The following is a 13,676-nucleotide window of genomic DNA, read 5'->3' as shown; positions in this document are numbered from 1 at the left end:
TCTGCTCCTTAAAAATTAATTTTTATATGGTCCTGTTTTATCTACAGGGATCCTTCGTTCAATTACACAACTTTTTTTTGCAGCACATTGATACCCGATGCTACCAAACCTCCGTCGCATAAAATATCCACTCCAGTCAGATAACCGGCACTTTCGCTGACACAGTATGCAAACAGACCTGCTATTTCTTCCACTCTTCCAACTCTTTTAACAGCACAGTATTTTACGTAAGCCGAGGCTTCTTCCTTTTCAATTTCTCCCATAGGCGTGTCAAAATTGCCGGGTGACACCGAAAGTACTCTGGCTCCGATCTTTCCGAATCTGGCGGCATCCTGCTTTGCATACCAGATAACAAAGTTTTTTGAAATTCCATATGCGATACCGGATTGATATTTTTCAGGATAGAACCTGATGCGACGCATCATTTTTCTCATAAATTTTTCCGGGTCGTTCCGGCTGTACTTATATATTCCCACCGGCATTACCATTTTGGGAGTTAAATATGCAGACATAGATGACACATCAATCAAACAGCATCCCTCTTCCATCACCTTGTAAAAAGCATTATTAATATAAATGGTACCAAGCGCATTTACCTCCATAATAGTTTTTGCATCTCCCATATGAGGTGACATACCGGCTGCGTGAATCACTGCTGCCACAGTACCCTTGGCTTTCGAATAAGAAGCCAGCTTCTCTACACTGGCCAGATCAGAGACATCACAGGAATATGCTTCCGCCTGTATTCCTTCCGCTTTCAATTTATTTACTGCAGCTTCCAGCTTCTCTGTATTTCTCCCGCAGATGATAATATAATAATTTTTTCCCATTATCTTTGCAGCAGCGAACCCCATACCGCTGCCTCCACCCGTTATTACACAAATTTTTCGCATGATTGGTTTTCTCCTTTTTACCGTCAATGACTGTTGGCTGCCATCACCTTTCGAATTAATTTCATCGCCGATTCCGGTCTTAAACGATACAGCACATTCATTATCCTGCAATCCTTACCTATAAAAACCTGGAAACGATTCTTCTCCATCGCTTCTATAATCTGTTTAGCTGCCTGTTCCGTTTTTATGATCTGCTTTCATTGAATCTCCTCCCAAGCCTGTTGAATGACTGCTTCTGCATTGTAATAAGTGTTTGTAAACTGAACGTAAACTAAAATAAAAACAGCAAATTTTTTATAATACAAAAAAAGAGGCATTACACGATCAACGTCCATGTAAAACCTCTTTCTTTTTATTTGTTTTTTTGATTTTGTAATACTACTGAAAATGTGCTTCCTCTACCGGGAACACTGGTTACAATGATTTCACCCTTGCACAAATCCACAATTCGCTTCACGATAGAAAGCCCAAGTCCAAACCCTGCGGTAGCATGAGATGAATCTCCCTGATAGTATTTATTAAATATAAGCCTGGCAGTTTCCTCATCCATCCCGATTCCTGTATCCGATATATTAATGGTGATCTGATTTCCTACAGCAATCATTATAATAGTAATCTCCCCGCCATTGGGAGTAAATTTAATCGCATTACTAATGAGATTCATCCATACCTGATGCAGCAGTTCTGCGCTTCCATAATATGTTACGGGAGCCAGCTCCATATTTAATATGATTTGTTTCTTTTCTATTTGCCGGAATAATAAAATTGCACATTTTTTAATCTGCTCATCTAATTGAAATTCCTTTTTATCCGTTAAAACCTCCTGTGCATCCAGCTTTGAAAGTAATAACGTGTTTTGAGAAAGTGATGCCAGCCGCTGGGATTCCTCCAATATAATCTGAAGGTATTGTTTTCTATCCTCTACGCTTATATTTTCTTCTAACAGCAGTTCTGCAAAACCATGAATGGATGTTATGGGGGTTTTAAATTCATGGGAGAAATCATTCATGAAATTCTGCATTTCTGTTTTCGTATTTTTAAGTTCCCTTACCATACGGTTAAAATTCTCGTACATTTCTCTATATTCACCGGAATTATTTAAATCTATCACAACATCCAGGTCGCCTTCTGCCACACTGGTAATGCCATCCAGAATTTTTTTCATCCGAAGTTTGAGAATTCTTATTATTTTTAGCAGGGCTGCTCCTGCAATTATACCCATACAAGGCATCATGGCCAGCATGTAAATCGCATCATTGCTATCCATATCCAATTCAAAATATGCAATAGTTCCGAATGCCATAACAGAACTAATCAGTATTAAAATGTAAAACCACACTGCCCAATGTATAGTAAGTGGTTTTTTCTTATTAAATTTTCCTGTAATTTTTGTCTGCCTCCCTTTCCTGTAATTATTTTTCATGGATCTCCGCTTTATACCCCAGTCCCCTGATTGTAATGATTTCGAACTCCGTGCAGTCTGCAAATTTGTTCCTCAGTCTGTTTATATGGGTCTTAATCGTTGTTTCGTCGCTATTGGTTTCATACCCCCATATTTCATCAAGAAGCTGGGATTTCGTAAAAATCATACCAGGATAGGAAAGCAATTTAAAAAGAAGATCGAATTCCTTCTTAGCCAGTTCTGTAATTATTCCTTCTCTTGTTACGGTATAAGCGGCAGAATCAAGAGTAATATCTCCAATTATAATTTTTCTCTGGCTGACTATATTAGCCCTTCTTAGAAGTGCTTTTATACGCCAGAGAAGCTCCTCATAATCAATCGGCTTTGTCATATAATCATCGGTACCAGAAGCGAAGCCTGTTCTTTTATCATCAAACGTGTGCATTGCTGTCAGCATGATAACTGGTATTTGTATCCCTGATTCCCGCAGTTCCTTTACAAGATCATATCCATTCATAACAGGCATCTGAATATCGGCTATAATGAGATCTATATGATTTTGATCCAGCATTTTCAACGCTTCTTCCCCATTTTCCGCTTCTGCCACTGCATAATACGGTTTCAATCTGGCGCAGGTAAGCAGTCTTGTATGTTTATCATCTTCAACTACCAGAATTGTTGCCATATAACACCTCCAAATCTAATTTATATAAACTAATATAACTATTGTACTTAAATTAGTATGTATATTAAGCTAAGTCCCATTAAGATAAAAACTACGCCCAAAAATTTAACAAGTTTTGTTGTTTTCATTATTCCCCATAAAAGGTACGATTCCGAAGTGGCAAAGGGAAAGAAGAACACAGAGATCCCTTGAATAACCAGCCCCCCTGTCATGCACAACGTCATGAGAGACTGGGAATATCCTAGTGCAGCCACTACTGTTCCTGCAAGAACAAGGCCCAGCGACAGGAAAATACCCATATAGAACCAGCGTTTCATTCTTTTAAAATAATTTAAAAAATCTTTCGTTTTCTGTACACATTCCCCGCTGCAGCAAAGCAGTTGTTCCTCTTTGTCTCCTGTAGGCAGCGTATGAGCAGTTAAAATTTCCTTATGGCAATAAATGCATCGATCCATCTTCATGATTCTCCAATTCCATCATTATTAAGCGAGATATTACGGACATACAGTAAAATTTTAACACCAAGTGCTCTGACATCACAAGCAGTATTTGATAAAATAATGATTCCAGTTTCATGGTTTTTATCTATTGCGATATAGCTGCTGTAGCCTCCTGCCATTCCATTGTGCCAGATGATATCATTTAATCCCAGAAGCCTTTCTCCAAGCATTGGAAAATGCCACCCAAGACCGGTTTTTCCATTCATCTGCTTTACATGGGTTTTAAACAGCGAGGCGGAAAGCGGAGTTTTCTCTTCATCCAGATTTGCCTTTATAAATTTCACCATATCTTCCGCATTTGATAAAAACGAACCTGCACCTGTCAGAACATAATCTTCCCAGACAGGATTGGGAGCGCCTTTTGCATCATAGCCCTGTGCCAGAAGCTTTTGCTGGCTTTCATTCAGGGTTATCGTTGTGTTTTCCATATCTAACTGGCTGCAGATCTCTTTTTTTATAATATTCTCATATGTATCTTTATATTTTAACTCAAAGATATGACCTAATAGTCCCATGCCGAAATTGGAATACTCATAATGCCCTGCTCTCTTTTTTCCTTTGCAGGTGGAAAGATATTCATAAAGATCTGCCTTTGTCAGACTTTTATATGGATTCTTCTGATCTTTCATCCTTCTTCTTAAGCTGTCAGGTATGGAAGGAAAGCCAGAGGTATGGGTGGCCAGCTGAATTAAGGTTGTGGCTTGCGCTGTTTCGGGAAGTTTTACTTCATCAGCTAAATATTGATCGATTCTGTCGCCGGCAGAAAGGTCTCCTCTGTCTGCAAACTGCGCAAGCGCTGCAGCCGTAAAAAGCTTTCCAACCGATGCCAGCTCAAAAAGGGACATTTCATCAGGCCTCTTATCACTTTCTTTACTGATTCTTCCGTACCCCTGAATAGAAACGTTCCCTCTTTGAACCACTCCAATAACAAGACCCACACCATTATTTGATTTTAAATAATCCTCTCCAAACTGATCAATTCTCCCCTGCAGATCCCCTGTATCCTTTAAATTCTTCAAACGGTTGAGTCTGATTCGGAACAGATAGGACAGAAAAGCAGCCGCCAGTATAACCAGAATAAGAAGTATTACAGCTATTTTCTTCATAACTGTCCCCCATAGAATGTTTAAACTTTAATGGAAATAAATTTCTTTATTACGTAAGAGGATTTTTATCCTGCTCTTTTTTATAGAGGGAAAAGGAATAAAAAAAGGGAATTGCAATGATCAAAGCTGTTATAACAACAATAATTGAAACTCCATGTATAACAGCTATTTGCTGCAAATATCCGCTCACCAGGATAATAACTCCTCCAGCCACCATAATATGGCCGGCCATCCGGTTTGTTTTATTCCAGTTATCTGGATCATGAAAGGTCCATGGAAGCCTCACTCCCATCACGTAATTTCTCCTGCTTTTCGGTAAGTAATTTCCAGTTACAATAAGCAGAATACCTACCACGGAAGATGATAATGCAGACATTGGAATTTTAACGCCAAGTGCGATAAACAGCGTAGCGGGAATCAGAATCAGGGAAGTAAGCGGTATCGTCCAGATACTGATTGCACGGAGAACTTTCGAGTGCCCCTCCCGTCTGGGGTCATAGAGCAGCCGAATGTTTGAATAGAAGTTTAACAGCAGAAATACAAAAGGCATTCCAAACGCTGCCAAAGCTTTTGGAAAATATCCGTCAACCTCACCTGCGCTGTTCCAGTGTACAGCGATTTGTTCCGGAAGTCTCTTATAGAGTATAACAGACAGTATCTCTGGAAGCATACACATAACAGAGGTTAAGATAATTGTTCTTTTATTCTTCATCATTTCCTTCCTTTCCCTTAAATTGAGACAGCCAAAGCATAAGTTCCTCAAAAACAGATGTATTCAGTTCATAATAAATAAAATTTTTATGCTTTGTTTCAAATACCAGGTCTGCCTTTTTTAACTGTGCAAGGTGGTATGAAATCGTTGCATTTGTCATATCAAATTTTTCTGCTATCTGTCCGGCAGATAAGCGGCCGTTTCTCAGCATCAGCAGGATTTCCCGCCTGACCGGATCTGAGAGAGCCTTAAACGTATCTGGGAAGCCCAATATTGTCCTCCTATCTATTTAGATATTTTTCTAAATAGATATTACTCCCTGTATGAATTCCTGTCAAGAGTATCTGCATTTTAACTTCCTGACATTTTATTGCAAAACAGGGACATGCCAAAGCAATATGCCTTCTGCATGTCCCTGTTTTTAGATTTCTATATCTGTTAAATCTCCCCCATTGGTTTCGATTACTTTTTTGTACCAGTAGAATGATTTTTTTCTGAACCGCTTCATGGTCCCATTTCCCTGATCATCTTTATCCACATAGATAAAGCCATACCGTTTTTTCATTTCTCCTGTACCGGAGCTTACGATATCAAGAGCCGACCAGACTGTATATCCCATGAGATTCACCTTACCGGCAATGGCTCTTTCCATTTCAGTTATGTGCTGTCTTAAATAGTTAATCCTGTAATCGTCATGGATACAGCCATTATCATCCGGCTCATCAACCGCTCCAAGTCCGTTCTCAACAATAAAAACAGGAATACCGTAACGGTCCTGAATCTTATTGAGTGTATACCGAAGACCTTTCGGATCAATCTGCCAGCCCCACTGACTTGTTTCCAGGTAAGGATTTTTCACTCCGCCCAGCAGATTTCCAAGGGTGGTGGCATGGCCTTCCTCTGTGGTGACGCAGTTGCTCATATAGTAGGAAAATGAATAAAAGTCCACGCAGCCAATTCGTAATACAGCCTCATCCTCCGGCTCAACAGTCAGATCTATGTTATTTTCCTCCAGATAGCGCAGCGCATATCCGGGATAGCTCCCTTTTATCTGGACATCTGCACAGAAATCATTGATTAAATGGTCAAGTTCCTGCAAAAGAAGCATGTCCTCCGGTCTGGAAGTCAAAGGATACATGGTGATATGTGCGATCATGCAGCCCACTTTAAAATCCGGGTTGATTTCTCTCGCTGCAGCCACTGCTCTTGCACTGGCAAGAAATACGTGATGCAGCGCCTGGAAGCGGAGGTTTTTGTCATCTAACGGATCAGCCACCTCATCGTCTTCCCTGTTAATGATGCCAAGCACCTCAAGATTCCCCATAGGCATGGTAGCAAAATTGATCTCATTAAAGGTCAGCCAATACTTTACCTTATCCTTATACCGTTCCATTACGCACCTTACATAGCGTTCAAAAAAGCCAATCACCCTCCGGTCTGAAAATCCTTTGTAAGCTTTCACCAGATGGTAGGGTATCTCAAAATGGCTCAGTGTCACCATTGGTTCAATTCCATATCTGCGGCATTCGTCAAAAACCCGGTCATAGAACTGTAAGCCTTCCTCATTGGGGATTTCATCATCTCCATTGGGGAAAATCCTGCTCCAGGCGATGGACAGCCTGAATACCTTAAACCCCATTTCTGCAAATAATGCAATATCTTCTTTGTAGCGGTGATAGAAATCAACTGCGGTATGGCTGGGATAACTTTCCCCCTCAAGAATCTCAGAAGTAAAAACTCTGTTCTTATGCAGAGATCCTGCCGTTAAGTGATCACAGATGCTCTCTTTTTTTCCATCAGCCTCCCAGGCTCCCTCACACTGGTTGGCGGCAACAGCACCGCCCCATAAAAAATTATCCGGAAACAATTTCATTCCTCCTGTCTGTTATAATATGGCAATTAACTCATCACCATGGTGGACGGTTGAACCGCTTTCCATCATTGCTATGATATCCATATAATCATTTGTATTGGTCACGATAACCGGGGTATCAAGAGAATATCCTTCCTTTTCAATGGCATCTTTATCAAAGGTAATAAGAAGATCTCCTTTTTTAACTTTGTCTCCCTCTTTCACATGTGCTTCAAAATGTTTTCCATCTAAACGAACCGTATCCATTCCTATATGGATGATAACTTCACAGCCCTGATCAGACATAAGCCCTATGGCATGCTTTGTGGGAAACAGCATCATAACCGTGCCGTTAAACGGAGCCGTCACTTTTCCTTCTGCTGGTATAACTGCAACCCCTTTTCCAAGAGTTTCATTGGAAAATGCCGCATCATCAATCTGACTAAGGGGTTTCACCCTGCCGGTTAACGGAGAGGCGATCACTTCTTTTTTACATTTTACAGAAATACTTTCCTCCCCTTTCGTCTGAGAATGCTCCTCATCTTTAAAAGTTACAAAGGAAACTACAAAACCAATTACCAGTGAGACAGCTGCAGCAATTACCGCTCTCACCAGACTGACTCCAGGCTGTGCCGGATCAAGAAGTGCCGGTATCTCAAACAGTCCCATACCTGCCATTGTGTGGTATTTTAATCCCAGAGCAGCTGTTGCTGCACCTGCAATAGCCCCGCAGAGGCAGGAAAGAACGAACTGCTTCATTCTTGGAAGTAAAATACCGTAGATAGCCGGCTCTGTCACTCCGAAAAAGCCTGAAATCCAAGCAGGAAGAGCGATCTGCTTTAATGTCTTATCCTTTGTTTTCAGCCACATGGCAAATACCATACCGGTAGTTGTAAAGGTAACAAAAGTGGTAAATGCCAGAATTGGGTCAGGAGTTCCGGATATAATATTTGTAATACACAAAACAACTAATACAATATGAACACCAAATACAATCATTACCTGCCAGAATCCGCCCACTAAAAATCCGGCGGCTATAGGGCTTAGCCTGTATACAGATAATACTGCCTGCGAAATGGCATTAGACAGCATATTGGCAAGAGGACCGATTACCACATAGCCAATGGGTACAGATATCAAAAGCACAAGCATTGGCGTGATGAAGGTCTTCACCATATCAGGGATTACCCGGTTAAAAAAGCTCTCCAGAGGCTTTGCCATGGCTACGATCAAAATTACTGGAAGCAGTGTGGAAGTATAAGTCGCATTAAACACATGGCCAAACAGCGGCACATCCACTCCGTTAATAGTTGGATAACACAGCGCAGCACCTATAATCAGACCCAGGAATGGATTCATCTGAATCTTCTTTGCTGTATTGTAGCCGATGACAACCGGGAAGAAATAAAAGATGGAATCTCCGATTGCATTGAGCAGTATATAGATTCCATCCGCATTGGAATAAAGTCCAAGGTAGGAAAAAATGGAATTAAGTCCTTTTAACATACCGCAGGCACAGAGGAGGCCGATTGCAGGCATCATAATCCCGGAGATTAAATCCAGTGATTTTTCCCTGAAACTCATTTTCCTTTTTTCTGCAGCTTTCTCTGTTGAGATATTTGCTATTCTGCACACATCCGCAAATACCTGTGGAACATGGTTTCCGATGACTACCTGATACTGTCCGGAACTGCGCATAACTGTTATGATACCTTCTGTCTGTTTCAGTGCCTCATCATCTGCAAGACTTTCATCTTTTAATTGAAAGCGCAGACGGGTCACGCAGTGTACAAGGCTTAAAATGTTGTCCTTGCCGCCGACTTTTTTGATAATGTCTTTTGCCAACAGGTCATATTTTCCCATTGTTAAATCCTCCATTTTTCTTTTTTATTTGAAATATGAAAGTTTAGCCAACCTAATGTAACCATCTTGTCATAAAACAGTCTTATAAACAACTCGTTCAATATGAAGCGTTAAATACAGCTTTTCATCATTGGATACCTGATAGTTATATTTCTTTTTGAGGAACTCACATATCTTTTGGGCACACTCATAGGCATTCACATATTTTTTCTTAATGATTATAAGAAGATCATCCTGTTCATCATCAAGATAGGTTTTTCCCTCCAGCAGTCTCTGGGCGAAAAACTTCAGATGAGTGATAAAGCGGTAATAATATAAGGAGTCTTCGTTAAAAAACAAGTGAAAATTATAGGAAACGATGCTTGTAATCTCAGCGATCAGCTCAGCAACCTGATGAATCTCCTCAGCGCCTTTTTTCGTCACAGCTTCCACAAAGTGAATGGCAATAAAACCGGCTTCATCTTCCGGCAGACGGATGGAAAAACGTTTTTCTATCATATCCAGAGCCTTTAAACCAATCTCAAATTCCTTCTTATAAAACTTCTTTATATCCCAGAGAATGGCATTTTTTATTCCAATCCCCTCCTGAAACCGTTTCACTGCAGAATAAATATGATCGATTAAGGATAAATGGATGGTATCATTTAAGTCTGCCTCTAAAACCTTTGAAGCATATTCAATAATCTCCTCACCAAGTTCCACATAACTGATGGGAATATTGGCAACCAGTTCCTGAAACCGATTGTTAATCAGGGGGTCGGACAAAACAAAAATCTTATCAATCTTACTTTCATCAAGTTCATCTCCGTTCTTCTTTTTAAACGCCAGGCCGCAGCCCATAACAACCTTCTCCACCCCGTTTTCATCTTTAATAACTACAGCGTTGTTATTAAAAATTTTGTAAATGATCATGCTTCTCACCCCTGTCCAATGGTATAAACGATCCTCAAGTTCCAGTTTTTGGCGAAAAAAAACCTGTTTACCATGTATTATGAGCAAAAAATGCCACAATAACATAATAAACAGGTATAGCTTGCAAATGCAATCACCATCCACTTGACCATAGTATAATATAAAAAAATGATTTTAGCAAGATAATTTATTTAACTACTCGAATATTCTCCACGCTACAATAAAGTTATTTCTCCACCAGTCTGTCCGCTGCCTGTAGACTACTTTTCCGTTGCTGGAAGAAGCATCAATCACCTTTCCGCCCTCTGCTGCAATCCCCATATGACCATTTTCCACCACAATATCACCTGGCTTTATATCGTTGTAATTGGATATTCTTTTGTATTTTCCCATGCTTTTCCAACCGCTGGAAGTAAGGTAACTCTGTCTTACACCGATCTGATTCAGACTCCAGTAAACAAAACCGGAACAGTCAAACGAATTGGGTCCTTTGGACCCCCATACATACTTTGAGCCCACCTTCGATGCTGCGATATCAATAAATGCCTTTACATTTCCATTAACTGTTTTACCTCCGCCGCCAGTGCCTGCATCTCCTGCTGCGGGGAGGGAGCCCCTGCCCGTTTTGGCAGCCTTATCTGCGGTAAGCAGCGAAAGAGTCCGGATACCAACCGACCCGTCTGCTTTCAAACCATTATCTGACTGAAAGCGCTTCACTGACTGCTCGGTTACCTCTCCAAAGTACCCGGTAACATTAGAAGAGGACAGGTAACCATATTTATTTAAAAGTTCCTGAATCCGCTTTACACCCTCTCCCTGTTCTCCCAGCATGATTCCATTGGGTGTGGCTTCCTCCTGTTCTAATGCAATTCTTGTAGAAGGTCCCAGGTATCCATCCACTACCAGATCATTTCTGCCCTGGAACTGCTTTACTGCAGCTACTGTGTCTTTTCCATAATTACCATCTGGTACAGTCGTTAAATACCCCAGACTTTTTAAACGCTTTTGTGCGGAAAGAACCACTTCATTTTTCTCTCCGTAGGCCAGATATTCAGGTTTCACCTCTTCACTGTAAAGCAGACTGATTGTCATGCGCCCTACCTTTCCGTCTATTGACAGCTGGTTGAGCTCCTGCAGTTTCATTACCGCTTTTTCTGTTGCTTCGTTAAATTCTCCGGTTACCTCCTCTTTCTTCGCCAGATAACCCAGCTCATAAAGTCTGTTTTGGATTCGTACTACATCATCCCCGGAAATTCCCAGGGATACGGCATAATATTTTGCTTCCTGGGAAAAAAGTGCAGCCAGTGTCTCCGGTCCCGCAACTCCATCCTGTACAATATTATTCTGCCTTTGGTATGTCCTGATGGCATTGGCAGTTACAGGTCCGTAGAACGGAGTCGGTTCATCATTTTCCATAAATCCCAGTTCCATCAGGCGCTCCTGCAATTCAGCAACAAAAGGATGCTCTGTCCCTTCTTTTAAATTATCCGGTATGGGTGCTTTCCGTGCTTCACTTTCTGTAGCAGGCAAAACAGCTTCGTTAACCGTTTCCAGTTTCATGATCTGACTGCTCTCATCAGGAGTTACCGCTTCTGATTTCTGTCCAAATTGAGAACTGGTTTCTGCCTGTTTGTATACAAACATACCGTACACTGCTGCAAACAATACAGCTGCAGTAAGAATAAGAACTGCTCGTTTATGTGTTTTAATGATATTTAACATGATTGTATTCTTTAATCCTTTCCGTTGTCCAATGTATGATTATACTCCTGGTCCCAGAGCCTTTGCTTTGCTCTCTTTTGTTTCCCCGAGGGAAGGAATTATGACCGCTTCCGTTTCCTGTTCTAATTCCGGTGAAGGAGCAGGCGTCTCTTCCGGGACCGTTTCCCCCACCGTCTCATTTGTATTTGTAATAACAACACCGGTTGTATTCCTTTTTACCAGACCTGGTTTTCCTTTATAAGTGCTGGTATGAAAATAAACCTCTTTTACCATTCCCCCGTCCTTTGATGTAATTAAATAAGTCTTCCAGACGGTTCCCTTTAACCCTTGTGTAATTACCACTTCCTGATCCGGCTGCAGGGTCTGGTCTTCCTCATAGTTTGGTTCCGGTGGATCATACTCTTTTACTTTCCCGGAATGCATGGACACAGTAACTCCTTCCTCCAGAATCGGTCTTGCAATTATGGAAATGGTTATCTTTTTATCTTTAAAAACTGCCCGGATTGCAACAGAAGTTGTATCTTTATTAACAAACCGAAGATCCGGACCGCTGTAACCATCATAACTCACCATTGCATCTTCTCCCGGTGTCACATATGACGGCTCAAAGCTGTGGGGATGCCGCTCCGTTGTTGTTATTCCTGAAAGTATAATCGCATTATAAAGAGTGGAGGAAACCTGACATACACCACCGCCCGGCTCTTCTACAAATTCGCCGTTTCTATATGCTCCTGCGGGTTTATATCCACGCTCTACTGTCCGATTCCCGGTAGTTTTATTAAATGAAAACTCCTCTCCTGGGAATATCACAAGACCGTCTAATGCCCTTACAGCAAGCTGTATATTATTATTTCTATTTTGATTATTGGTGGCATCTGTGGTAAACGTACCAATTACCTGATATTGCTTCCTGGCTTTGGAAACGGTTAAATCCGGAGAGTTCACTATTGTTTCCACTTCCACCTCTCCCTCAAACTTCTTTTCCATGACCAGATTCATTATCTTCTTAACTGTATTTTCTTCGTCAATTTGGATTCCGCTCCCGCCCTCTGAATAGATCCATGTGTCATTCTCCTTGTCGCGCCCGGTCAATTGGGCATTTTGCGGCTTTTTATTCCACTTAGAGGCTGCATCTGCCACCTGATCCGTTATATCCTCTTTTACAGCCGACAAATCCAGACTATACGCTCCGCCTTCCTTCTGTAAATAAATGTCCTCCGGCTGCTGGCCCATGTGCCCAGACAATGGATTTTTTAAGGATACAGTCTGTTCCTTATACTTTAGTTTTAAGTTCCATGAATAATGATCCAATTCCCGAAAATCGGCTGAACGGTCTGTTTCTTCCTGCTGTTCTTTTTCCTTTAAAACAAAAGCCAGTAAAAATGCTGCCAGAGCAAAAATACAAACCCCAGAAAGCACAGCCAGTGTCATATAACTGCTTTTCACCTTTCTTTGTTTTCCGTATTTTTTTCTTTCTCTTCTGCCATTCTGGCGCATATTTAACACTCTCCTTTTTTTGCCACAGGCAATATACAGACTTGTTTTTTAATTTATCATAGAGATATGGAGATTTTATGGAGAAGAAAAAAGCAGCGCCTGATGCAGAAGCACAGGCGCTGTATGATATACTATATTTAGTGTTTTACATGAATCAAAGCATTTTCCATTATCTCAAATACATGTTCATCATTCAGGGAATAATAAACAAATTTCCCCTCTTTTCTTGATTTTACCTGGCCGTATACCTTAAGAAGCTTTAATTGATGGGATATTGCTGATTTCGTCATATCTAAAATGACGGCCAGATCATTCACACATAATTCACTTTTTGATAATGCATACATGATCTTTATTCTGGTATCATCACTAATTAATTTTAAGAATGCAGAGAGAATAGAAAAACAGCCGTCATCTTTCATTTCTGATTTCACTCTTTCTGCCAAATCCTCATTAACCGCCTGGCAGTCACACTTATTAACTGAACCTCCCATACTGCACCGTTTCCTGATCCCTTCTGAACTTCAATTAT

Annotated in this window: 14 protein-coding genes; all 14 read right to left on the bottom strand. The window is 40.9% G+C overall.

All coding sequences use genetic code 11. The features are described 5' to 3' along the window. Window positions 1-62 precede the first annotated feature (62 nt). Window positions 63-893, bottom strand: coding sequence for an SDR family oxidoreductase (locus V7D18_RS21165; RefSeq protein ID WP_426157240.1), 831 nt, complete (start codon window positions 891-893; stop codon window positions 63-65). Window positions 894-1,090: 197 nt separating this feature from the next. Further along, window positions 1,091-1,228, bottom strand: coding sequence for a hypothetical protein (locus V7D18_RS21160; protein ID WP_426157238.1), 138 nt, complete (start codon window positions 1,226-1,228; stop codon window positions 1,091-1,093). Window positions 1,229-1,245: 17 nt separating this feature from the next. Further along, on the bottom strand, window positions 1,246-2,316 hold the full coding sequence (locus tag V7D18_RS21155; RefSeq protein WP_426157236.1) for a sensor histidine kinase: 1,071 nt from the start codon (window positions 2,314-2,316) through the stop codon (window positions 1,246-1,248). Next, window positions 2,306-2,980 (bottom strand): response regulator transcription factor, encoded by a 675-nt coding sequence (locus tag V7D18_RS21150; protein WP_426157235.1) that lies wholly within the window; start codon window positions 2,978-2,980, stop codon window positions 2,306-2,308. Before V7D18_RS21150 ends, V7D18_RS21155 begins: the two co-directional genes overlap by 11 nt. 47 nt (window positions 2,981-3,027) lie before the next feature. After that, window positions 3,028-3,435, bottom strand: coding sequence for a hypothetical protein (locus V7D18_RS21145; protein ID WP_426157233.1), 408 nt, complete (start codon window positions 3,433-3,435; stop codon window positions 3,028-3,030). 2 nt (window positions 3,436-3,437) lie between these two features. Beyond that, the gene (locus V7D18_RS21140) at window positions 3,438-4,586 is read right to left on the bottom strand and encodes a serine hydrolase domain-containing protein (protein ID WP_426157232.1); all 1,149 of its coding nucleotides are present in this window, start codon (window positions 4,584-4,586) and stop codon (window positions 3,438-3,440) included. A gap of 49 nt (window positions 4,587-4,635) precedes the next feature. Further along, window positions 4,636-5,301, bottom strand: a complete 666-nt coding sequence (locus V7D18_RS21135) for an SdpI family protein (protein WP_426157230.1) — start codon at window positions 5,299-5,301, stop codon at window positions 4,636-4,638. Then, window positions 5,288-5,569 carry an autorepressor SdpR family transcription factor gene (locus V7D18_RS21130; protein ID WP_426157228.1) on the bottom strand — a complete coding sequence of 94 codons (282 nt, stop codon included), beginning with the start codon at window positions 5,567-5,569 and terminating at the stop codon, window positions 5,288-5,290. The genes V7D18_RS21135 and V7D18_RS21130 overlap by 14 nt, the downstream gene beginning before the upstream one ends. 150 nt (window positions 5,570-5,719) lie before the next feature. Beyond that, window positions 5,720-7,171, bottom strand: a complete 1,452-nt coding sequence (locus V7D18_RS21125; RefSeq protein WP_426157227.1) for a glycoside hydrolase family 1 protein — start codon at window positions 7,169-7,171, stop codon at window positions 5,720-5,722. Window positions 7,172-7,183: 12 nt separating this feature from the next. Then, complete coding sequence (locus V7D18_RS21120; protein WP_426157226.1) at window positions 7,184-9,013, bottom strand: beta-glucoside-specific PTS transporter subunit IIABC; 1,830 nt, start codon at window positions 9,011-9,013, stop codon at window positions 7,184-7,186. 69 nt (window positions 9,014-9,082) lie between these two features. Next, window positions 9,083-9,925 carry a BglG family transcription antiterminator LicT gene (gene licT / locus V7D18_RS21115; protein WP_426157224.1) on the bottom strand — a complete coding sequence of 281 codons (843 nt, stop codon included), beginning with the start codon at window positions 9,923-9,925 and terminating at the stop codon, window positions 9,083-9,085. Window positions 9,926-10,120: 195 nt separating this feature from the next. Beyond that, window positions 10,121-11,647 carry a peptidoglycan-binding protein gene (locus V7D18_RS21110; RefSeq protein ID WP_426157223.1) on the bottom strand — a complete coding sequence of 509 codons (1,527 nt, stop codon included), beginning with the start codon at window positions 11,645-11,647 and terminating at the stop codon, window positions 10,121-10,123. A gap of 39 nt (window positions 11,648-11,686) precedes the next feature. Then, window positions 11,687-13,144 (bottom strand): VanW family protein, encoded by a 1,458-nt coding sequence (locus tag V7D18_RS21105; protein WP_426157221.1) that lies wholly within the window; start codon window positions 13,142-13,144, stop codon window positions 11,687-11,689. A 137-nt stretch (window positions 13,145-13,281) separates the two neighbouring features. Further along, window positions 13,282-13,638, bottom strand: a complete 357-nt coding sequence (locus tag V7D18_RS21100; protein WP_426157220.1) for an ArsR/SmtB family transcription factor — start codon at window positions 13,636-13,638, stop codon at window positions 13,282-13,284. Between the last annotated feature and the right edge of the window lie 38 nt (window positions 13,639-13,676).

This window comes from Lacrimispora sp. 38-1 (assembly GCF_049890855.1).
Classification (GTDB): domain Bacteria; phylum Bacillota; class Clostridia; order Lachnospirales; family Lachnospiraceae; genus Lacrimispora.
The sequence above is the reverse complement of the archived record's forward strand: the minus strand, read 5'-3'. Positions and strand labels throughout refer to the sequence as shown.